Origin of the sequence: Roseateles sp. (assembly GCF_965262435.1) — a bacterium.
In the GTDB taxonomy this organism is placed as follows: Bacteria; Pseudomonadota; Gammaproteobacteria; order Burkholderiales; family Burkholderiaceae_C; genus Paucibacter_A.
The window spans coordinates 313,858-335,808 of record NZ_OZ253537.1; the positions used below are offsets into that span (position 1 = coordinate 313,858).

A 21,951-nucleotide genomic window follows, 5' to 3' on the forward strand; every position below is an offset into this window, starting at 1 on the left:
CGGCCAGGGCACTTCGCGGCCGGCGCAACAGCGCGCCCTTCACGTGGCCTCTCGCACTCCGTGGTGCGCTGGGCTCAGCTCGGCTCTGCCCGGCAGCCGCGCGGCTCGGCCTGCCAGCTCATGAGCTCGCCCCAGCTGGAGTCGGGCGCCGCCCGCTCCATGGCCGACTCGGCGGCCTGGCTCAGCTCCAGCCCGCTGGCACGCGGGCCGGTGGCAGCGGCGGCGCCGACGCGCAGGCTGGCGAACAGCAGTTCATCCTGCAGTTCATACGGCCCGCTCAAGGCACGCTGCAAACGCGCCTGGATCTGTGCCAGCGGCGCCCGCTCCATATTCTGCAGAACCACGGCAAAGCGCAAGGTGCCGATGCGCGCGACCACATCGTGGCCGCGCACCCGGCAGCGCAGGCGGGCCCCCACGGCCTGCAACAAGCCTTGCTGCTGCAGCGCTGAAAGGGCCTGGCCGCTGCGCTCGGCGCGCGCTTCGACCTGCATCAGCAACAAGGCCGGCCGGGTGCCGACCCGGCGCCCCTGGCCCAACTCCCGGTTCATCAGCGCGGCCAGGCCCAGCATGTCTTGCAACAGCTCCAGCGCCGGCAGCTCGCCGGCACGGCGGCGCGGTCGCTCCAGGCTGGCCGGCAAAGGCATTGGCATGGTGTTCCCTCGGTCCCAAACGGCAGTGATCTTGTTCACGGTCGCAGATTCTTTTTTTGATGGTTGGCAGCCCTGGCGCCAGCGGCGCCGGAGACAGCCGGCCCCTGACACCCGAACTGCGGGTGAAGGCACGACACCCTTCGACAGCCCCTTGTGTGGCCTCCCTGGAATCGACCAGCTGTCGTGCCTTCTCTTGTTAAAACGCAGCCCGAGTCGCGAACCCGACATGGCCGAGCAAAAATATTGAGCGCTCGGTCGGCTGCTAGAGTGCCTGCCCAATGAGCGAGATCACCCAACTGCTGCGCGCCGCCCAAGACGGCGACCGCCAGGCCACCGATCAGGTGATGGCCTTGCTCTACGCCGACCTCCAGCGCCTGGCCCGACGCCGCCTGCAGCAGGCCGGCCACCTGACCCTGCTCGACCCCACCGGCCTGGTGCACGAAAGCTATCTGCGCCTGCAGGCCAGCGGCCAACTCGCCTTCCCCGACCGCAAGCATTTCCTGGCCTATGCCGCCAAGGTGATGCACAGCATCGTCATCGACCTGGTGCGCAGCCGCCAGGCCGAGCGCCACGGCGGCGGCCTGGAGCAGCTGACCCTGAACACGGCCGTGGCCAATCTGCCGCCGCAAGGCGACGAGCAAATCCTGCGCGTGCACGAAGCGCTGGAAGAGCTGGCCGCCCTGGAACCGCGCCTGGCCCAGGTGGTGGAGATGCGCTACTTCGGCGGCCTGCTGGAAAGCGAGATCGCCGAAAGCCTGGGCGTGACCGAGCGCACCGTGCAGCGCGATTGGCAGAAAGCCCGGCTGTTCCTATCCATGTCCCTGAGCTGAACGGATGGCCGAGATCGACAAAGCCCGCTGGGCCCGCCTGAGCCCCCTGCTCGATGAACTGCTGGACCTGGCGCCCGAGCAGCGCCCCGCCCGCCTGCAAGCCCTGCGCCAGCAAGCCGAGCTGGGCCCCGAGCTGAGCACAGACTTGATCGAAGACCTGGCCGAGCTGCTGCGCCGGCAAGAGGCGCTGGAGGCCGAGGACTTTCTCGCCAGCCCGGCCCTCAGCGTGGCCGAGGCCGCCAGCGCCCACAACCAGGCCGGTCAGACCGTGGGTGCCTACACCCTGGAGCGCGAAATCGGCCAGGGCGGCATGGGCACGGTTTGGTTGGCGCGCCGCACCGATGGCCGCTTCGAAGGCCAGGTGGCGATCAAGTTTCTGACCACCGGCCTGCTGGGCCGCGGCGACGCCGGCCGCTTCGCACGCGAAGGCCAGATCCTGGCCCGGCTGACACATCCGCACATCGCCCGCCTGCTCGATGCCGGCGTGGCGCCCGAACACCAGCAGCCCTATCTGGTGCTGGAGTACATCGACGGCCTGCCCCTGGACCGCTTCTGCGTCGAGCGCGCTCTCGATTGCGAGGCCCGGGTGCGCCTGTTCCTCGATGTGCTGGTCGCCGTGGCTCATGCCCACACCCGACTGATCCTGCACCGCGACCTCAAGCCCTCCAACATCCTGGTGACGGCCACCGGCGAGGTGAAGCTGCTGGACTTCGGCATCGCCAAGCTGCTCAACCGTGCGACCGACGATGACACCACGCCCCCCGGCGCCGCCACCGAACTGACCCGCCTGGCCGGCCGCGCTTACACACCGCGTTATGCCGCGCCCGAGCAGGTGCAGGGCGGCGAGGTGACCACCGCCACCGATGTCTATGCCCTGGGCGTGCTGCTCTACCTCTTGCTCAGCGGCCAGCACCCGACCGAAGGCCGCGATGAAGCGCAAACCACGCCGCTGGAACGACTGCGCACCCTGGTGGAAGTCGAGCCCAAGAAGGTGTCGGAGCGCGTGCCCAGCGGCGTGGCGCGCCAGCTGCGCGGCGACCTCGACACCATCGTCGCCAAGGCGCTCAAGAAGGCGCCGGCCGAGCGCTATGCCAATGCCGCCGCGCTGGCCGAGGACCTCAAGCGCTGGCTGGCCCATGAGCCGATCAGCGCCAGGCCAGACCGCCGCGCCTACATTGTCGGCAAGTTCATCCGCCGCCACCGCCTGGCCGTGGCCGCCAGCTGCGCTGCTCTGCTGGCCATTGCCGCTGGAGCAGGCGCGGCCGTCTGGAAAGCCCAGGAAGCGCATGAGCAGCGCGTGCAGGCCGAGGGCCTGATCGAATTCATGCTCGGCGATCTCCGCAAGAAGTTGGACCCGGTGGGGCGACTCGATGTGCTCGATGCAGTGGGGGCGAAGGCGCTGGCTTACTACGCCCGTCAGCCGCTCACACGCATGGACGCCGAATCGCTGGGGCGCCGCGCCAAGGCCCTGCACCTGATGGGCGAGATCGCTGACAAGCGCGGGCACAAAGCCGATGCCCTGGCCCACTTCAGCGAGGCGGCACGCAGCACGGGGGAACTGCTCGCCCGCGCTCCCGGCTCGCCCCAGCTGATGTTCAACCACGGGCAGAGCGTCTACTGGATGGGTTACGCCGCCCGCGAGGAGGGTCGTCAGGCCGAAGCCCAACAGCAGTTCGAGCGCTACCTGGCCTTGTCCGAACAACTGGCCAGCAAGGAACCAGACCAACTGGACTGGCAGGTCGAGCTGGCTTACGCACACAACAATCTAGGCATACTCCTGCTGGAATCGGGTCAACCGGCAGCAGCGCTGCCGCGCTTCGAGGCCGCAGCCGCCATCTGGAGGCGGCATCAGAGCGAGCGTTCGAGCATGGCCAGCGAACTGAGTACCAGCCTGGGCTGGATGGCCAAGGCACAGGAAGACCTGGGCCTGCTGGATGAGAGCATTCGCAGCCACCAGGCGAAGCTGAAGCTTCTGCCTGTGGGCGAGGCCACCGGCGCGTCTGCCGAGAGCCGGGCGGCATCCTTCACCACACTGGGCCGTTTGCATCTCAACGCGGGGCGCGGCGAACAGTCACTGCAATATGCGCTGGACGCCCTCAAAGCCTATCTGGCGCTCAGCCAGCTGGACCCCGACAACCTCGATCTTGTGCAAGCCCTGTGCTTTGCCCGCATCCAGGTGATTGAAACTGCTTTGGCAATCGGCCAGAACGAGCGCGTGAAAAGCGAGTTGCACAGCGCTGGCCTTGAGCTGCAGCGACTGCTGGCGGCGGACAAGAGCAAACCCGCTCGAGCCCTGCGCCTGCAAGGCCGCTGGCTGACGGCACGCACGCAGCAGGCGCACCCGTCGCCAGAACAGGCGCGCAGCGCACGCGCAGCACTGGCTGCTTTTCTCCAGGGCTACCCAGCTCCCAACCCCGCCAAACCCGAGTCGGATCGTGACGCACCCAGCCGCCTGGTGCTGGCGGCGGCAGCCTTGCAACTGGGTGATGCCTGGGCGCGGGACGATGTCCTGCAAGCGCGTGCGGCATGGCATAGCGTGCTGCAACACCTGCTGCCTTCTGGCGAAGCCAACCCGGACCCGCGCGTGAATTGTTTGCGTGCCAAGGCGGCGCAACGACTTGGCCAGACTCAAGTCGCTCAGGCCTTGGTCGAAAGAATCATTTCCAGCACCAGCTTCCGCCACCCGGCTTGGATGGCAGATCTGAGCCCGATGCGCCAAAACTGAGTGAGTCTTCGCATGGGTTCGCGCTGCCTGCGTTCTCGTCCCATCCATCGAGCCCACCATGCCTCAAACCAATACGCCCATCCAGAACAATGTGTTCCCTGTCACCGTCAGTGTGGTCAGCAACCGCAGCGGACAGCTGTCCTTGATGTTCAACCCGGACACAGTGGAATTGAGCTCGGAGCGCAATGCGCTGATCACCTACACCCTGACCACAGCGGGCTACCACTTCCCAACCGATGGCTCGGCCCTGGTGATCTCGGGCGACAACAACGAGTTTCCAATTGCCTGGTATGTGGACGCCTGCAATATTTCTCTGGGCGACTACAACAACAACAGTGCCAGCTACAAGTACACGATGACCGTGGTGAACAGCAGTGACGGATCGACCATCACGACCGACCCCACCATCAAGAACAATAACGAATAAAGCACACGGCCTCGGAGCGCCGGGCCGAAGCAATCAACTGGGCGCTCTCAACAGTCCTCGCGCCCTGTGCACCTCGCCTCAGCTCCTGCCCTCATCGAGCTTCGCCTGAGCCAGCAGACGCTGCTGCTGCCCGCGCACATCAATCACCACCGTGTGCGCTGTCTTGTCCTGCAGCCCCTGCCGGTTCGGGTCCCAGAGGATCTGCAGCAGACCGATGCCACCGGTGACGGTGGCCGCGGCATAACCGCCAAAACGCCTGAAGCCCAGCATCAGGGTCATGGGCTTGCCGCTGAGTTCCTGCACGCGCAAGCCCAGCAGGCGTTTGCCCAAGGTCTGGCCCGGCCAGAGCAGGGGCAGCAGGCAAAAATACAGCGCCGGCGTCACGTAGTGGCGCAGCAGCTCATCGAGCCAGCGCTTGCCGGCCTTGAGCCAGCGCATGGCCTGGGGCTGGCCGGCCAGCACCACCTCTTCGCGCAAATGTTCCAGCTGTTTTTCCTGCGCCAGGACCAGGCCGTGCAAAGCCTGGTGGTGAGACTCGAATGTCTGGGCGCGGGCTGCGGCGGATGCCGCGGTCTCGGCGGCCTCAGCGGCCTCGACTCGTGCATCCGGCTCTTCCTCCGCCCGCTCACGCAACTCGCGCAGCTCGGCCTTGCTGAGTGTGCCGCTCGCTTGGCTGGCGGTCTCGGCCGCCGACTCGGCATCAGCCTCCGGGTCGCCATGAAACAGCATCACCACCCCCTGGTAGCTGAACCAGGCCACCAGCAGCCAGGACAACCAGCGCCGCCGTAGCGCTTGCGGCGGTGGCGGCGCCAAGACCGGGGCAGCATCCGCCGCGCGACCACGGCGCCAACGCAGGCGCGCGAAGACCTCAGGACGGGTCTGGCGCAGCCAGGTGTAGAGGCCCAGGGCCGCCGCCATCATCAGCCAGTTGTTGGCCAGCTGGCTCACGAGGGCGAGCACCGCCACATCGATGCCCATGGCCAGGGCCCGCTGGCGCGGCGTGGCCAGGGGCTGGCCGAGCAGCTCGGGCGCGACATTGAAGTCCTCGGGGGTGACGGTGGCGCGCGGGTCTTGGGGCATGGGAGGTGGAACAGGCAGTGGCGTGGCAGGGAAAGCAAGGCGGCCGAGGCCGTCGGCTGCACTCTAAGCGATGACAGCTGTAGCTCACAGGCCAGAACAGACAGTCGCCACCGCCGGCTCGAAAGAGCCAGAGCCCGAGCATTCGACCGGACTCGCGGGCACCCGCGGGTCTGAAGATCCGACCTACTGCTTGCCCCCCCCCAAAAGCATCACCTGCGCCTGGCCCGCATCGCCGCCCGGCTTTGAGGGCTTCGCTCCGGGTTGACCCGCTGTGACCAATGGGCGGCGCGAGCAGGGCGGCAAGAATGAGCACCCAGCAAGGCGGCTCTCCCTCCCATGAAACTCCTGATCCTCGGCGGCACCCAATTCCTCGGCCGACACATGGCCAAACAAGCCCTGGCCGCCGGCCACGAGGTGACCCTCTTCAACCGCGGCAACCAGGGCCGGCGCCTGCTGGCCGGCGTCGAACAGCTGCAGGGCGACCGACGCGGCGACCTGTCCATCCTGCGCGGCCGGCGCTGGGATGCAGTGCTGGACCCGAGCTGCTACGTGCCCAGTGCTGCGCGCCGCAGCGCCGAGCTGCTGCGTGATGCCGTCGAACATTACTGCCTGGTCTCCACCATCTCGGTCTACCCGCAGATCGACGCGGACACCGACGAGCACGCTGCCGTCGCCGAACTCAGCGCCGAACAGCTGGCGCAGGCCGAAGCGCAAGCCACAGCCCCCGGCTCGCAGTCGGGCGGCGGCTATGGCGCGGCCTATGGCGGGCTCAAGGTGCTGTGCGAGCGCACCGTTCAGGACTTGATGGGCGAGCGTGCCCTGATCCTGCGCCCGGGCTTCATCGTCGGCCCCTATGACTACAGCCCGCGCCTGCCCTACTGGCTGCAGCGCTTGGCCGATTCAGCCCGCGATGGCGAGCCGGTGCTGGCGCCGGGCCGGCCCGAGCGGCCGGTGCGCTTGATCGACGCCCGCGACATCGCCCGTTTTGCCCTGCAGCGGGCTGAGGCGCGCCAAGGCGGCCTGTTCAACACCGTCGGCGCCGACGGTCTCAATATGGGCGGCCTGCTGGATGCAGCTCGTACTGCCTGCAGCAGCAAGGCCGAGCTGGTCTGGCTGCCAGATGAAAGCCTGCGAGCCGCCGCCGTTCAGCCATTTGCCGACCTGCCCTATTGGCTGCCCGAAGCCGACAACGCCATGATGGACATGCGCAACCCAGCCGCCGAAGTGGCCGGCCTGCGCTTCACCGCGCTGGCCCAGACCCTGGCCGACACGGCGGCCTGGCTGAGCGCTGGCCCGCGCCTGAGCAGCCCATGCCTGAGCCGCGAGCGCGAGCGCGTACTGCTCGAAGCCTGGCGGCCGGCTGCGCTGGTAAACCCCTAACGCGCCAGCGCCACAGCAGGCCGCGAGGCGGGTTTCCACCGCTGGGCGCGGCGGGTCGCTCTGCGCAAACTGGTCGTTTGCAGCGCTTCATCCGGCGCAGCCAACCGCAGCGAGACCTGGCCACCATGAAACACACCCTGCCCATACTCACCGCCACCCTGGCCCTGCTCGGCCTGGGCCACGCTCCGGTTCAGGCGGCGGGCAGCCACGGCACGGTCGGCACGGGCATCGCCGGCCAGGAGATGGCCAGCCGCAGCATCGTGCGCGCCTATTTCCGCGACATCCAGCAGGCTCGCGCGATCGCCCACAGCCGCTTCGAGACCCTGGAGTCCAAGTACGAGCTTGGTTATGTGGTGGTGAACGCCAATGCCGAGGAGCAGCGCGAGCTGCGCGCCCTCGGATTCAGCCTGCAGGCCGATGCCAAATGGCAGGGTCGTCAGCTGGCCCTGGCACGCAGCGAAGAAAAAGCCGCCAAGCAGCGCCAGCAGCGCGCCCTGGGAGGGCCGCAGCCCAGCTTTGTCGGCATTCCGAACTACAGCTGCTACCCCACGGTGGAAGAGGTGTTCGCCGAGGGCGACGCCCTGATCGCGGCACGCCCCGACCTGGCCCGCTGGGTGGACATCGGTGACTCCTGGCAGAAGACCCAGGGCCAGGGCGGCTACGACCTGCGCGTGCTGCGCCTGAGCAACGCGGCCTACCCGAGCGGCAAGCCCAAGCTCTTCATCAACGCCGGCATCCACGCCCGCGAGTACGCCACCACGCCCCTGGTGCTGGAGTTCGCCAAGCGCCTGGTGAACGGCCACGGCGTCGACGCCGACATGACCTGGATCCTCGACCAACACGAGATCCACCTGCTGCTGGCCACCAACCCCGATGGCCGCAAGAAGGCCGAGACCGGCCTGCTCTGGCGCAAGAACACCAACACCGCCTACTGCGGCGCCAACAGCAACTCGCGCGGCGCCGACCTGAACCGCAACTTCGGCTACGACTGGTTCGGCACGGCCACCGGCTCCAGCGGCAACGCCTGTTCCGACACCTACCGCGGCCCGAGCGCGGCCTCTGAACCCGAGACCCAGGCCGTCGAGGCCTACATCCGCCGCCTGTGGCGCGACCGCCGCGGCCCCGGCCGCGACGACCCGGCGCCGGCGGACGCAAGCGGCATCCACCTCGACATCCACAGCCACGGCCGCCTGCTGCTTTGGCCTTGGGGCTCGAACGGCACGCCGGCGCCCAATGACACGCAACTGGCCACCCTGGGCCGCAAGTTCGCGTTCTGGAACGGCCACACGCCGCAACGCTCCGTGGCCCTGTACGAGACCGACGGCACCAGCGACGGCCCGAGCTATGGCGAGCTCGGCGTGGCCGCCTTCACCTTCGAGCTGGGCACGGCCTTCTTTGAGTCTTGCGGCTACTACCAGAACACCTTGCTGCCCAGCAATCTGCAGGCCCTGATCTATGCCGCCAAGGTCGTGCGCGCCCCCTACCAAACGCCCGCCGGCCCTGATGCGCTGAACGTCAGCGTCAGCGGCCTGGCCGCCACCGGTGTGCCGCCGGGCACCGTGTTGCAGCTCAGCGCCAGCATCGACGACACGCGCTACAACAACAGCAACGGCGTCGAAGCCTCGCAGAACATCACGGCCGCACAGTTCTATGTCGATTTCCCACCCGGCGGCCGCCAGGCCTCGCCGCGGCCCATGCAGGCCGTGGACGGCGCCTTCGACAGCAAGCAAGAGGCCGTGCGGGCCACCGTGGACACCAGCGCCTGGGCGCCGGGCCCGCATCTGGTCTATGTGCGCGGCCGCGACGCTGCTGGCAACTGGGGCGCTTTAAGCGCCGCCTTCATCCGCATCGACCCGAACGCCAGCACGGCGCCGGTGGCCACCTTCGACGCCGTGGCCCAGGAGCGCAGCGTCACGTTCACCGACCGCAGCGCTGACAACGGCCAGATCGTCAGCCGCAGCTGGAACTTTGGCGATGGCCAGACCGGCAGCGGCGCCACCGTCAACCATGTTTACGCGGCCGACGGCAGCTACACAGTGAACCTCGCAGTGACCGACGACGAAGGCAAGAGCAGCAGCACCAGCAAGACCGTCCGCGTGGCGGCCGACACCACGCCGGTGCTGAGCAATGGCCAAAGCCTCAGCGGCTTGGCCGGCAGCACCGGCAACTGGAGCTATTACCGCGTGCTGCTGCCCCAGGGTGCACGCAATCTGGTGGTCAACACCAGCGGCGGCACCGGCGACCTGGACCTGTATGTGCGTTACGGCCAGGCCCCCGACGCCGGCAGCTACGACTGCCTCAAGGAAAGCGGCAGCAACAACGAGACCTGCAGCCTGCCCACGCCGACTCCGGGTTACGTCTACATCGGCCTGTATGCCTATGCCAGCTACAGCGGCGTCACGCTCAGGGTCACTTACACGCCCTGAGAGCTTAAGAGCTTTTCTACTGCGCCACCGTCAGGCGTCGTTGGTCGGTTCTCGGAATCCTCACGTACAGGAAGTACGTTCCGGTTCCTGCGCGCCGGCCGCCTCGACCAGAGGCCGAGTCCTTTGCCAGGCAGATCAAGTCCTCAGGACTTGATCAGCCCGGGCTCAGCCTAGCCTGACGGCGGCTCGCTACGAAAACTCTCAAGCCCTGAAGCTACAGTGCGGGCCTTGTTCGGCCCATCTTGAAGCTCGCCCTGTGATCGACCTGCCCAAACTCAGCAAACCCGAAAGCGGCCCGGCGCCGCGCTGGTTCCACATCGCCGTGGCCGGCAGCATGGTGCTCAGCTCGGTGGCCGCCGTCTATGGCTCCTGGCGCACCAGCCAGACCATGGCGGCCCTGGTCAAAGAGAACACCCGGCTGGTGATGGCCAATTCGACACCGCTGCTGGAATTCGGCACCGGCAATCAGGTGGGCGGCAAGGCGCAGCTGAGTTTCACGGTGCAGAACGTGGGCAATGGCCCGGCACGGGTGGTGTGGTTCGAGCTCAAGTCGAACGGCAAACCGGTTCCGCATGTGATCGAGATGGTGAACGAGGTGGCGCCAGAGCTCGGGCGCAAGCCGCTGATCAGCACCACGACCATCGCGCCGCGCCTGATTTCGGCCGGCAAGGAAATCCAGCTGTTCGGCTGGGACCGCCCGCCCGAGTCCGACGCCGCCGGCTTGGCGGCCTGGAACCGCTTTGACCAGCACCGCCAGCGCAAGCTCAGCGTGCAGGCCTGCTACTGCTCGGTGCTCGATGCCTGCTGGATCTCGAACCTCGAAGGCGACATCCCGAAGCCGGTCGAACGCTGCGAGACCGAGGGCCGCCTCTCACCCCAAGGCTGAGGCGGCCTCGCTCCTTAGCTGCCGCAGGACGGCACTTGCGGCTTCTGGCTGGTCTTCATGCACTGCTTGAAACCTTGCGGCAGGTCACGCATCTCCTGCGTCTGACCTGCGGCCACCGTGAACTGGCGGATCACCTGATGGGTGCAGGTGGTGGCCGGCTGGCCACCTTCGCCTTCGGCCGTGCTGCAGCGGCTGGTGTAGAGCGCGTAATGGCATTCACCGCTGGGGCTGGCCACGCACTGGAAGTTGGCCGTGCCGGCGGCGTTCGTGCTCAGCTTGCTGCTGTTGCCGCCTTCGGTGTGCGTCACGTGGATGGCGCAGCCGGTGGCCAACAGGGCCAGCGCAGCGGCGGCGGAGAAAGACAAGAGGGAACGACGAATGGCGGTCTTCATGGATGGGCTGTCCAGCGTGGCGCTGGTTGTTGGTGGATGGTTGCTGAGTAGGTCGGTGATGACACTGCCGGTGATGTGCGGCTTGGAGCCTGGATCACTGCAGATGAACGCATCCTAGGAAGGGCCGACACGGCCGTCCTGCGTTTTGCGACCCACTGCATGAATCGAAGCCTGAAGCGTCATGCCGGGCGCACTTTCGTTTCGCTTCGCGCCTGATTCGTGCGTTCTGTGCCACCGTAGCTGCAGCCGGTCGGAGCTGGCTGGTTTGGCTCTAAGCTCGCCCCTACATTGCGGTCCATGCCCTCGCTACCGAGGGTGCCCCGCACAACTTCGAAAGGTCCGCCATGTCGACAAGCCCTCGCCTCTTCAGCAGCCTTGCCCTTTCCCTCAGCCTCGGTCTGGGCCTCATGACTTCGGCCGCACAGGCCGGCGACGACGCCAACAAGCCCAGCAAGTCCTTCAGGGCCGGCATGGACATCAGCGAACAAGCAGACCTCAAGGACATCGGCCTGCCGGCTTACCCCGGCGCGCGGATCCACCGCGACAAGAAGGACGACAAGAAGGAAGACAACGGCAACGCCACCATCGGCTTTTCCTTCGGCCCCTTCGGCATGAAGCTGGTGGTGTCCAAATTCGCCAGCAACGACGAGCTGGAACAAGTCAGCCGCTACTACCGCGAGGCCCTGTCCAACTACGGCACGGTGCTGGACTGCAGCCCCGGCAGCCCGGCCGCGCTGGAAGCCAAGGCCCGCAAGAGCCGCAAGGAGAAAGACCCCAACGGTTGCGGCGAGGTCAGCGGCGACGGTGACGAACGCGTCTACAAGGTCGGCACCGAGAAGAACTTCCGCCTGGTTTCGCTCAAAACCGTGGGCCGCGAAGTGCAGTTCCAGCTGATGAAGCTGGAGTTGCGAGGCCTCTAAATGCCGGCAGCGGAAGCGACCAGCATCACAGCAAATTGATCTTCCTCGCCGCCGCCCGCAACTCCTCCCGGAAGTTGGGGTGGGCGATGTTGATCAGCTCCAGCGCGCGCTGCTTGGCCGATTTGCCGCGCAGCTGGGCGACGCCGAACTCGCTGACGACGTAGTTGATGTCGTTCTTGCTGGTGCTCATATGCGTGCCCGGGGTCAGCGTGGGCACGATGCGGCTGATGCTGTCGTCTTTGGCCGTGGAGGGCAAGACGATGAAGGCCTTGCCGCCGCGAGAGCGGTTGGCAGCGCGCACGAAATCGCTCTGGCCGCCGGTGCCTGAATAGGGCGTGGGCCCAAGGCTCTCCGAGCCGCACTGGCCCAGCAGATCGATCTGCAAGGTGGCGTTGATGGCCACCAAGTTGTCGTTCTGGCCGGCCAGATAGGGGTCGTTGGTGAAATCGACCGGGTGCATTTCCAGGCCCGGGTTGCGGTCCATGAAACGGTAGAGCTTTTGCGAGCCCAGCGCAAAAGTGGCAACCATCTTGCCGGGCAGGTAGTTCTTACGCCGGTTGGTGACGGCGCCACTCTCGACCAGGCTCATGATGCCGTCGCCGATCATCTCGGTGTGCACGCCCAGGTCGCGCTTGGCGCTCAGCTGCATGACCACGGCGTCAGGGATGCCGCCATAGCCGATCTGCAGAGTCGAGCCGTCCTCGATCATGTCGGCCACGTATTTGCCGATCGCTTCCTGCACCGGGCCGATCTTGGGCAGCCCGACCTCGGCCACCGGCTCGCTGCTCTCGATCAGGCCGCTGACCTGGGAGATGTGCACGGTGCAAGCACCGTTGGCGAAGGGCACATTGGGGTTGACCTCGAGGATCACGGCGCGCGCTTTCTTGATGGCGGCCATGGTGTAGTCGGCCCCGAGGCTGAGCGAAAAGTAACCATGGGCATCCATGGGCGAGGCCATGGAAAGCACCACATCGGCCGGGATCTGGCCGCGCTCGATCAGGGACGGCATCTCGGAGAAGTAGCTGGGGATGAAATCGACCCAGCCTTCCTTGCCGCCGGCGCGCGAGGCGGCGCCGTAGAAGAAGGCCACATGGCGCACATGCTCGACGGTCTCGGGGTCGAAGTAACCGTATTTGCGCACGGCCAGGATCTGGCCCAGCTTGATGTCGTGGAACTGCCGGCGCGCGGCGGACAGCGCATGCAAGAGCGTCGGCGGCTCACCCACCCCGGTGGGGATGATGATGAAGTCGCCGTTGCGCAGCAGGCTCAGCGCATCTTCGGCCGTGGCCAGGCGGGTCTTGCGGTAGAGATCTTGGACGGACATGGGGGGCCTGCCTTTTCTATGCTGCTGGCGGCGCGGGCTTGCCCGCGCCTGGGACAATGAGAATCACCCTATCCTAGGCCGGGCAGCTTGCGGCGCGCTTGCAAAAGAACGCGCTTGCTGTGCCTGACCTGCCCCCCGCCCATGAGTTCCGACCTCCATGTACGCCCCTTCGTTCAGGAAACCCTGGGCACGCTGAGCCTGCAGTTCTCGCACAGCGCCATCCAGAGCCGCATGGAACTGCTGCGGCCCGACGCCCTGGACCTCAGCTACACCCAGCTGATGATGGGTTTTCTGCTGTTCCAGCCGGCCCCGGCGCGCCTGGCCATGATCGGCCTGGGTGGCGGCTCCCTGGCCAAGTTCTGCCACCGCCACCTGCCCGCGGCCCAGATCCAGGTGCTGGAGATCAACCCCCATGTGATCGCCCTGCGCCAGCGCTTCGGCGTGCCGGCCGACAGCGCGCGCTTCTTGGTCAGCGAGGCCGACGGCGCTGATTTCGTGGCTGTGCCGCCGGCACCGCTCGATGTCTTGATGGTGGACGGCTTCGACCGCGAGGGCACGCCGCCGGCCCTGTGCTCGCAGCGCTTCTACGCCGATTGCCACGCGGCCCTGGCCGCGGACGGCCTGCTGGTGCTGAATCTGCACAGCCACCATGCCGATGTGGAGCTGCATCTGGCGCGCCTGCAGGCCCTGTTCGGCGACGCGCTGCTGCAGGTGAACGACCCCGACGGCTGCAATCGCATCGTCATCGCCTGCCGGGGCGAACTGCTGAGCCAGCCACGCGCCCATCTGCTGCGCCAGCCGGCGGGCCTGGACGGCGAGGCCTGGGCCGACCTGCGGCCGGCCATGGCGCGGGTCCATGCCGCTTGGCTGCGCTTGCAGAGTCAGGTCCAGCCCTAGGGCCCGTGCAGCTGCCGCCCGCTCACGCCTGGCGCTGTCGTTTCACACCGGCCTCTGTCCATCCGTCGCAGCCCGCTGGGGCGAGGCGGGCCTGAGCCCTAGCATGCGGGCATTGAGATTCCCCAGAGCGAGGAGCCCGCATGAAACAAGAACTGCTGCAAGCGCAGGCGCTGCACAAACGCTATGGCACACGCGAGGCGGTGCGAGGCCTCAGCCTGACCGTCGGCGCCGGCGAGGTGCTGGGCCTGCTGGGCCCCAATGGCGCGGGCAAGTCCAGCACCATCGCCATGCTGGCGGGTCTGAGCCGGCCCGATAGCGGCTCGGTCACGGTGGGCGGCGCGGCGCTGAGCCAGGACGAGTTCGCCTACAAGCGCCGCATCGGCCTGGTGCCGCAAGAACTGGCCTTGTTCGAGGACCTGCCGGCCCTGGCCAATATCGAGCTGTTCGGTGCGCTCTACGAGCTGCCGGCGGCGCAACTGAAGGCGCGCGCCCTGGCGGTGCTGGCCCAGGTCGGCCTGGCCGAGCGGGCGCAGGACAAGCCGAGCAGCTTCAGCGGCGGCATGAAGCGCCGCCTCAACATCGCCTGCGCCCTGGTTCATGAGCCGGACGTGCTGCTGCTGGACGAGCCAACCGCCGGCGTCGACCCGCAAAGCCGTAACGCCATCTTCGAGCAGCTGGAAGCGCTCAAGCGCGCCGGCAAGGCCTTGATCTACACGACCCACTACATGGAAGAAGTGGAGCGCCTGGCCGACCGGGTGATCATCATGGACCACGGCCAACAGGTCGCCCACGGCAGCCTGGCCGAGCTCTACCGCCTGCTGCCGGCTGCTGAAACCTTGAAGCTGGAACTGGACCGCGAGATTGACGGCGCTCTGGAAGCCACGCTGCGCGCCCTGCCCGGCGTGCAGCAGTTGCAGGCGCGCGGCAGCCAGTTGCAGATTGGCCTGAGCGAGCTGGGCGCGGGCAGCGCGGCCGTGCTGGCGGCCCTGGCCGCAGCCGGCCTCAAGCCGCGCCACATCAGCTCGGGCCGGGCCAATCTTGAGGACGTGTTCCTCGCCCTGACCGGCCGCCAGCTGCGCGACTGAGAGCTTGTGAGTTTTCTACTGCGCGACTGCCATGCGTCGTTGGTCCGGTGCTCGGAATCCTCACGTACAGGAAGTACGTTCCGGTTCCTGCGCTCCGTCCGCCTAGCCTGACAGCCGCTCGCTACAAAAATTCTCAAGCTCCAAGGCCAGCGCCGCCACGACCTGACCCTCTGCCCGCCGACAAAGAGACCGCCGCCATGAACGCCTTCCTCGCCCTGGTCCGCAAAGACCTCTACCTGCATTTCTCCAACCGCCGCGCGGTGCTGATGAGCATCATCGCGCCCATCCTGATTGCGGCCTTCTTCGGCAGCCTGTTCGGCAGCAAGAGCGGCGGCAGCGGCAAAGCCAGCCCCGTGCCGATCGCCATCAGCGACCTGGACCAAAGCCCCCTGACGGCCAAGATCAGCGCCGCCCTGCAGGCCGACCCCAGCCTGGCCGTGCAGAGCCTGGACGCCGACGCCGCCTTGGCCCAGGTAAAAGCCGGCAAGCTGCGGGCGGCCATCGTGCTGCCGGCCGGCTTTGGCGAGCAGGCGGGCCGCGCCCTGTTCGCCGGGCCCGAGGGCAAGCGCCCCGAGATCACCCTGCACTACGACCCCTCGCAGGCCATGGTCCTGCCCATGGTGCGAGGCCTGCTGGCCCAGCATGTGATGCAGCTGGTCAGCGCCGACACCTTCAGCGGCCAGGGCGCGCCCGTGATGAAGGACATGCGCGCCCAAGTGGCCGACAACACGGCACTGCCGGCCGAGCAGCGCCAGGAGCTGACGGCCATGTTCGACAGCATCGCCCGCGTGCAGGAGCGCAGCGCCCGTGCGCCGCAAGCTGGCGCTTCAGCGGCAGAATCAGACCGCAGCGGCTTCGCCATGAGCCCGCCCTTCAGCACCCGCGAGCTGGAAGCCAGCGCCAAGGCCGATGTTCCGTACAACAGCTATGCCCATTCCTTTGCCGGCATGGGCGTGCAGTTCATCCTGATGATGGGCGTGGACATCGGCGTGGCCCTGCTGCTGATGCGGCGCCAAGGCCTGTGGCAGCGCCTGCGCGCCGCGCCTTTGTCCAAGGCGCGCTTGCTGGGCAGCCGCATCGCCAGCTGCACCCTGATCTCGCTGATCATCTTCGTGCTGATCTATGCGGTCGCCATCGCCGCGTTCGGTGTGCGGGTGCAGGGCAGCTGGCTGGGCTTCGCGGCCGTGCTGCTCGCCTTCTCCCTGCTGACGGCCAGCTTCGGCCTGCTGATCGCGGCCCTGGGCAAGTCGCCCGAGGCCACCCGCGGCCTGGCCATCTTGGCCACCTTGCTGATGGTCATGCTGGGAGGCGCCTGGGTGCCGTCCTTCGTCTTCCCCGAATGGCTGCAAACCGCCTCGCTCTTCATCCCGACCCGCTGGGCCGTGGACGGCCTCGACGCCATGACCTGGCGCGGCCTGCCCTTCAGCGAGGCGCTCGCCCCGGTCGGCGTGATGCTGGGCTTTGCCCTGGCTTTTGGCGCACTGGCGATTGCGAGGTTTAGCTGGGAGGAGTGAGGGGGGGGACTCAGTGAACAGGTGAACGGGTGAACAAGTGAGCCAAGCGATCGATCCGGCCACAACGATTCACGATTCACGATTCACGATTCACGATTCACCCATTCACCTGTTCACCTGTTCACCTGTTCACCCGTTCACCTGTTCACCGTTCCCCCCACCCTCACTTCCGCGCCGCCAGCACGCCGCCGTCAAGCCGCTCCGCGCTGCCCTCGATGCGGCTCAGGCGCGGGTAGCGCAGGCCGCCGCGGTAGTCGATCTTGACCTGGCGGTAGCGGTCGCCCTCGCGCAACAGCAGCTCCAGCGGCGCCGCGCCGCTCTTGTTGGCACTGATGGCCGCGGACAGGCGCTCGCTCTTGTAGGCCTGGTGGTTGACGGCCACCACGGTGACGGCTCGGCTGAGGCCGGCCTCGAAAGCAGGGCTGCCCCAAAGCACGGCCTCGACCTTGCCGTCGCGCTTGAGGTTGAGGCCCAGGCTGTAGGCGAAGTCGTCGTTCTTCCATTCGGAATCGTCGGCGCGGGCGAACTCGCTGGGCGTCTCGGCCCAGCTCAGGCGCCAGCCGGCACGGGCCAGACCGTCCAGCGGCGCCTCGGGGCCTTTGTGGTCAAGGCGTTGGCGCAAAAATGCGGCCCAGTCACGCGGCTGCACGCGGTTCAGGGTGGCGACGATGTCCTCGAAGGTGTAGGTCAGCGGGGCGATGCGGCCGTCCTCCACGCCGAAGAACAGGCGCGCGAAATCATCAAGGCTGCGCGCCCCGCCGCTCTGCTCACGAATCCAGGTGTCGGCGTCGAGCCAGATCAGTCCGCTCTCGGCGTAGTAGTCGGCGCCGCGCTGCCAGTTGCCCCAATCATTGCCGCTGCGGCTCTTGGCCATGGCGGCTTCGTAGGTGGTGTCCTGCAGATTGCGCCACAGCCGGCCGGCGCGGTGGCTGTAGGTGGCGGCGATCTCGGCCCAGGCGTCGCGCGCCTGCTCGGGGCTGACCAGGCCAGCGCGCACCGCCAGCACCCGGCCCCAGTAATCGGTCTGGCCCTCATACAGCCAGAGCAGGCTGTCCTGCATGGGCACGTTGTACTGCGGTGTCCAGAGGTCGGCCGGGCGGCGGAACTTGCCGTTCCAGGAATGGGTGTACTCATGAGGCAGCAGGCTGCGGCTGCCGGCGCGCTTGCCCCAGTCCTTGAAGTAGCCCAGGCCCACGCCGTTCTCGCTGCTCTCGTGGTGCTCCAGGCCGATGCCGCTCATGCGGCCGGAGATGGCCAGCAGAAAGTCGTAATGCTTGAAATGCCGGGAGGCGAACAGGCGGTCAGCCTGGACCACCAGGTTCTTGTGGGCCTGGATCTGCGCCTCGCTGGCCTGTAACTCGGCGGGGTCATCGGCCATCAGGTTGAGCACCACGGGCTTGGGATGGCCGGGCGGGTCCAGTTCGATGCGGCGGGTGTGGGCGCCGGCGAACAGAGGCGAATCGGCCAGGGTCTCCAAGCTGACCGGCTTGAAGCGCAGGCGCTGGCGGCCCGGCCCTTCCTCGACTTGGCCGTCCACACGCAAGGCGCTGGCCTGGGTCCAGCCAGCCGGCAGGCTCACCTCGGCCTGCATCTGGATGGCGCTGGCATGGTGGCCGGCCGGGTAGAGCAGCATGCTGATCCACTGCAGGTTCAGCATCTCGGGCGTCATCACCACCCGGCCGCCTTCGCGCTGCACCGGGCTCAGGAACTGGAAGGCCAGGTTCAGCTCATCCACGCCGGCCGGCACCTCGACATGAAAGGCAAAGGGGTCCACCGTGTCGCGCATCCAGGCGAGCTCTTGCGTGCCGGCGTGGACCTTGAGGCCGGCCAGGCGATCCACCGTGCCATAAGGGCCATGGGCGCCGGGCAAGTAACGCGGAAACAGCAGGGTCAGGCGCCCGGCCTTCACGGGCAGCTGCTGGCGCACCTGGAAGATGTGGCGGTCCAGATCGGTGGCATCGACCTGGATGCGGATGGGGCCCAGGTAGGGCTTGTCCTGGGGCGGCGGAATCGGATGCTGGGCCTGGGCGGCCCCGAGACTGCACAGACCGCAGAGGCTGAGGATGGCGCCCGCAGCGGCGACCCGCGTCAAACGGGCCCAGCCTTGCTGGATTGGCATCATTGAAATGTGCGGCATGGTGGGTTTCTCCTCCCTGGGCCGGCGCTTGCAAGGGCAAAGGCGCTGGCGATCTTGTGAACTGGATTCGATTCGGCGGCCCTGATCAGGCAGCCGCCACGATAGCGAGCGGCCACGCTTTGCAAATCCAGGTTGACCCGCCCTCGTGAGCATTCACACCCGGCACTGGCGGCCAGGCTCAAGTGAGGCAGACCGTAGCGCGGCCGCCTGCCCCGCTTGTTCACCCATTCACCCATTCACCTGTTCACCTGTTCACTCGTTCACCACACACCCCAAGGTGAACATTGCCACCCCCGCATTTCCCGCCCCGGCCGAGGCTTGGCCTCCGCTACAGTGAGGCCACGTCCCCCCGGAGCCGCCGCATGAGCCTGAAGAACCACGATCCGACGCAGGCGGATCACTCCGGTGAGAGCAGCAGCCACACCCCGGCGCCGGGCACTGACCCGACCGCCTGGCAACAGGCCGCCAAAGCCCGCACGCGCTCGGCCAGCCCAAAGCGCGCCGCCCACCCGGTGGCCACCGAACGCCGGCCCGGCTACATCGCCTCGCATTGGCATGGCGAGCAAAGTCTGGCGCAGAGCTTCTGGCTCAACAATGTGCTGCTGTCGGTGCCGCTGGCCATGCTGCTGACCGGCGTGATGAGCTGGATCAGCGTCAAGGGCGGCAGCTTGCAAATCAGCGCCATCACCGCCTTGCTGGGCTGGCCGCTGCTGATGGCCTTCAATGTCTGGTGCATCGTCGGCGCCTGGCGGGCCGCGCGCGAATACCTGCGCATGGGCGGCGCCGCGCTCTGGGCCTGGCTGGCTCGCCTGTCCCTGGGTGTGGGCGCGCTGCAGCTGGTGGTGTCCTTGCTGTTCGGCTTGCTGCCCGATCTGGGCGAGTACTGGCAGATGGCGCGCGGCATCGACCCGATTGGCCAGGCCACGTTGAAAGTGTCGGCGGACGGCCATGTCGTGCAGCTGCGCGGCCCGATCGGCATGGGCGACGCCGGCCGCCTGCAGCGCCTGCTCGAGGCCACTCCGAGCGTACGCCGCCTGGAGCTGGCGTCGCCTGGCGGCCGGGTCTATGAGGCCGAGCAGGTGGTGGCCTTGATGAGCAAGAGCCGCTACAACACCCGCGCCGTGGGCAATTGCGAAAGCGCTTGCACCCTGCTCTTTCTGGCCGGACGCGAACGCCAGCTGATGCCCGGCGCGCAGCTGGGTTTCCACCGCGCCTCCACAGGCACTTACAACCCGGTGTTCGACGAGCTGGCCAACCAGGAGCTGGCCGCCCTCTACCGGCGCATCGGTCTGCCCGAGGATTTCATCCGCCGCACGGTCAAGACGCCGTCAAGCAGCATGTGGTACCCGCACAGCGACGAGCTGGTGGCCCACGCCTTGATCGCCGCCCTGCCGCAAACCCTGGATGTGGCCCTGCCCGCTGGCCAGGACAACCAGGCCGCCGATTTCGCCGACGCGCTGCAAGGCAGCCCGGCCTGGCATGCGCTGGACCAGCGCTTTGCCGGCACTCTGGAGCGCCTGGCTGCGCGCATGCAGGCGGCCCGCGCCGCGGCCGCCAGTGACGAGGCCTTGCAAAGCCTGGGCTATGCCGAGCTGGCGCCGCGCATGCCCGAGCTGATCGCCTCGGTCAGCCCCGTCCAGCGCCGGCAATATGCGCAACTGCTGCGCGCCCAGCTCAAGACCGCTCTGGGCCAGCCGGGAAAAGGCAGCGAAACCTGCCTGGCCTTGCTTTCAGGCCAGGTGGCGCTGCGCCGCCAGCTGCCGCTCGAGCTGCAGATCCGCGAGACCGCCTGGTTGGTCGAGGCGGCGAACAGCGAGCCGCCGCGCTTTGCGCCCAAACCCGCCACAGCCATCGAGCTGGAAGTGATGCGGCGCACGCTCGGCTCGCACAGCCCGGGCTTGCTGGCCGGCTTGTGGGAGCAGACCGCGGCGCCGCCCAGCGGCCGCGCCGCCGCCAACCGCTGCGAGACTGTCATCCAGACCCTGGACCGCGCCGCTGCGCTGCCGGTGGCCCAGCGCGAACTCTCCGAACGGGTATTGTTTCAGCGCCTTTGAAGCTGGCAGGCCTTGCCAGGCAAGACCTGACCCCAAGGCCGGCCTGCAGACCCTGGCCCCAGACTGGCGCAGATCAGCACCGGGTCGCGGCAGCGCGCACCAGAAGAGGGCAAGCACCGGGCTGGCGCGTGAGCCGAGGCTCGCCCAGTCACCCCCTCAAGCGCGGGGTCTACAGGGAATACGCGTAGCGTTGACACGCGACTGTCACGGACGCTTGGGTATGCTGACCGTCGGAAAAGTGCTGGAGGAATGGAAGCGTGAGAAGGCGCTCCGGGCTGCCGGCAACAAGGGGCAAGTCTTGCCCTTGCGCCAAATGCCCGCCAAGGAGACCGTCTTCTCTCTTTTTCCATGATTCGCAAACGTTTGGCAGCTTGGATTCAGGCGTACAGATGTCTTGCAAATGCCCTTGCTAGAACTGCCTGGCGCAAGCCTCGCAGGCCAGTACCGTCCTGGAGTTCGATTTGCCGGTTTCCTTGGAAGCCGATCCCACGAGCTCGCGTTCAAACCCTTCAAGAGAGTCACATCATGTCCAAATTCAATATCGCCAAGCTGTCCATGGCTGCAAGCATCGCTGTTCTGAGCATCGGCGCACAAGCCGATGTCCTGACGCAATGGAGCTTCAACAACAACAACCTGCTGGCCACGACCGGCGCCGGTACCGCCAGCCTGGTCGGTGGCACGACCGGGTCTTTCGCCAGCGGTGCGGGTTCCTCGGACACGAACGGCAGGGCCTGGAACACCACGAGCTACGCTGCCCAAGGCACCGGCGACAAGACCCGTGGCGTGCAGTTTTCGATCAGCACCCTGGGCTTCGAGGACATCAGCTTCAGCTACGACAGCAAGCACAGCGGTACCGCATCGGCCAATGAGCTGGTTCAGTACTCGATCGACGGCCTGAGCTTCACCGACCTGGTCGTGTTCAAGAGTGTCGATATCAACTTCGCCAATGGCCGCCTGGTCGACCTGAGCAGCATCGCCGCGGTCAACAACCAAGCCAATCTGAGCATCCGCATCGTCTCGACTTTCGCGCCCAACAGCAGCCTCTATGCTGGCACCACGTCGAACTACGCCCCGGGCGGCACCATGCGCTTTGACCAAGTGACCTTCAACGGAACCGCGGTCAGCGCCGTGCCGGAACCCACGACCTACGCCATGCTGCTGGCCGGTCTGGGCTGCGTGGGCTTCATCGCCCGCCGTCGCAAGGCTGCCTGAGCCTTCTGCCCT

The 21,951-nt window shown here is 67.3% G+C and carries 18 protein-coding genes; 13 read left to right on the top strand and 5 right to left on the bottom strand.

What is annotated here, in order from left to right:
- Positions 1-74: 74 nt before the first annotated feature.
- On the bottom strand, positions 75-650 hold the full coding sequence (locus tag ACQY39_RS01375) for a diguanylate cyclase domain-containing protein (protein WP_263563931.1): 576 nt from the start codon (positions 648-650) through the stop codon (positions 75-77).
- A gap of 278 nt (positions 651-928) precedes the next feature.
- Between ACQY39_RS01375 and ACQY39_RS01380 the strand changes: the two genes are divergently transcribed.
- From ACQY39_RS01380 to ACQY39_RS01390, 3 genes are read left to right on the top strand one after another with little or no spacing between them, the layout of a single operon-like run.
- The gene (locus tag ACQY39_RS01380) at positions 929-1,480 is read left to right on the top strand and encodes an ECF-type sigma factor (RefSeq protein WP_428503111.1); all 552 of its coding nucleotides are present in this window, start codon (positions 929-931) and stop codon (positions 1,478-1,480) included.
- 4 nt (positions 1,481-1,484) lie between these two features.
- Positions 1,485-4,205, top strand: a complete 2,721-nt coding sequence (locus ACQY39_RS01385; RefSeq protein ID WP_428503112.1) for a protein kinase domain-containing protein — start codon at positions 1,485-1,487, stop codon at positions 4,203-4,205.
- Positions 4,206-4,263: 58 nt separating this feature from the next.
- A complete protein-coding gene (locus ACQY39_RS01390) occupies positions 4,264-4,632 on the top strand; it encodes a hypothetical protein (RefSeq protein ID WP_428503113.1) in 369 nt (122 codons plus the stop codon).
- Positions 4,633-4,710: 78 nt separating this feature from the next.
- On the opposite strand, the gene ACQY39_RS01395 is transcribed toward ACQY39_RS01390, so the two are convergent.
- Positions 4,711-5,712, bottom strand: coding sequence for an RDD family protein (locus ACQY39_RS01395; protein WP_428503114.1), 1,002 nt, complete (start codon positions 5,710-5,712; stop codon positions 4,711-4,713).
- Positions 5,713-6,048: 336 nt separating this feature from the next.
- On the opposite strand from ACQY39_RS01395, the gene ACQY39_RS01400 reads away from it, so the two are divergent.
- The 3 genes from ACQY39_RS01400 (at position 6,049) to ACQY39_RS01410 (ending at position 10,404) form a co-directional block, all read left to right on the top strand.
- Positions 6,049-7,092: an NAD-dependent epimerase/dehydratase family protein gene (locus ACQY39_RS01400; RefSeq protein ID WP_428503115.1), complete on the top strand. Its 1,044-nt coding sequence runs from the start codon at positions 6,049-6,051 to the stop codon at positions 7,090-7,092.
- Positions 7,093-7,217: 125 nt separating this feature from the next.
- Positions 7,218-9,518, top strand: coding sequence for a M14 family zinc carboxypeptidase (locus tag ACQY39_RS01405; RefSeq protein WP_428503116.1), 2,301 nt, complete (start codon positions 7,218-7,220; stop codon positions 9,516-9,518).
- 256 nt (positions 9,519-9,774) lie between these two features.
- Positions 9,775-10,404 (top strand): hypothetical protein, encoded by a 630-nt coding sequence (locus ACQY39_RS01410; protein ID WP_428503117.1) that lies wholly within the window; start codon positions 9,775-9,777, stop codon positions 10,402-10,404.
- A gap of 14 nt (positions 10,405-10,418) precedes the next feature.
- Here ACQY39_RS01410 and ACQY39_RS01415 read toward each other — a convergent pair whose 3' ends face one another.
- Complete coding sequence (locus ACQY39_RS01415) at positions 10,419-10,796, bottom strand: hypothetical protein (RefSeq protein ID WP_428503118.1); 378 nt, start codon at positions 10,794-10,796, stop codon at positions 10,419-10,421.
- Between the two features lie 344 nt (positions 10,797-11,140).
- Between ACQY39_RS01415 and ACQY39_RS01420 the strand changes: the two genes are divergently transcribed.
- Complete coding sequence (locus ACQY39_RS01420) at positions 11,141-11,716, top strand: hypothetical protein (protein WP_428503119.1); 576 nt, start codon at positions 11,141-11,143, stop codon at positions 11,714-11,716.
- A 25-nt stretch (positions 11,717-11,741) separates the two neighbouring features.
- Here ACQY39_RS01420 and ACQY39_RS01425 read toward each other — a convergent pair whose 3' ends face one another.
- Positions 11,742-13,040: an acetyl-CoA hydrolase/transferase family protein gene (locus tag ACQY39_RS01425; RefSeq protein WP_428503120.1), complete on the bottom strand. Its 1,299-nt coding sequence runs from the start codon at positions 13,038-13,040 to the stop codon at positions 11,742-11,744.
- Between the two features lie 141 nt (positions 13,041-13,181).
- Here ACQY39_RS01425 and ACQY39_RS01430 point away from each other — a divergent pair, with 141 nt between their 5' ends.
- The 3 genes from ACQY39_RS01430 (at position 13,182) to ACQY39_RS01440 (ending at position 16,536) form a co-directional block, all read left to right on the top strand.
- Positions 13,182-13,937, top strand: coding sequence for a hypothetical protein (locus ACQY39_RS01430; protein WP_428503121.1), 756 nt, complete (start codon positions 13,182-13,184; stop codon positions 13,935-13,937).
- Positions 13,938-14,077: 140 nt separating this feature from the next.
- Entirely contained in the window at positions 14,078-15,022 is a 945-nt protein-coding gene (locus tag ACQY39_RS01435; RefSeq protein ID WP_428503122.1) for an ABC transporter ATP-binding protein, read from the top strand.
- A 197-nt stretch (positions 15,023-15,219) separates the two neighbouring features.
- Positions 15,220-16,536, top strand: a complete 1,317-nt coding sequence (locus tag ACQY39_RS01440) for an ABC transporter permease (protein WP_428503123.1) — start codon at positions 15,220-15,222, stop codon at positions 16,534-16,536.
- Positions 16,537-16,699: 163 nt separating this feature from the next.
- Here the strand turns inward: ACQY39_RS01440 and ACQY39_RS01445 are convergent, their stop codons facing one another.
- A complete protein-coding gene (locus ACQY39_RS01445; RefSeq protein ID WP_428503124.1) occupies positions 16,700-18,673 on the bottom strand; it encodes a M61 family metallopeptidase in 1,974 nt (657 codons plus the stop codon).
- Positions 18,674-19,035: 362 nt separating this feature from the next.
- Between ACQY39_RS01445 and ACQY39_RS01450 the strand changes: the two genes are divergently transcribed.
- From ACQY39_RS01450 to ACQY39_RS01460, 3 genes are all read left to right on the top strand, one after another.
- Entirely contained in the window at positions 19,036-20,727 is a 1,692-nt protein-coding gene (locus tag ACQY39_RS01450) for a hypothetical protein (protein WP_428503125.1), read from the top strand.
- 220 nt (positions 20,728-20,947) lie between these two features.
- Positions 20,948-21,079, top strand: coding sequence for a hypothetical protein (locus tag ACQY39_RS01455; protein ID WP_428503126.1), 132 nt, complete (start codon positions 20,948-20,950; stop codon positions 21,077-21,079).
- 173 nt (positions 21,080-21,252) lie between these two features.
- Positions 21,253-21,939 carry a PEP-CTERM sorting domain-containing protein gene (locus tag ACQY39_RS01460; protein WP_428503127.1) on the top strand — a complete coding sequence of 229 codons (687 nt, stop codon included), beginning with the start codon at positions 21,253-21,255 and terminating at the stop codon, positions 21,937-21,939.
- Positions 21,940-21,951: the final 12 nt, after the last annotated feature.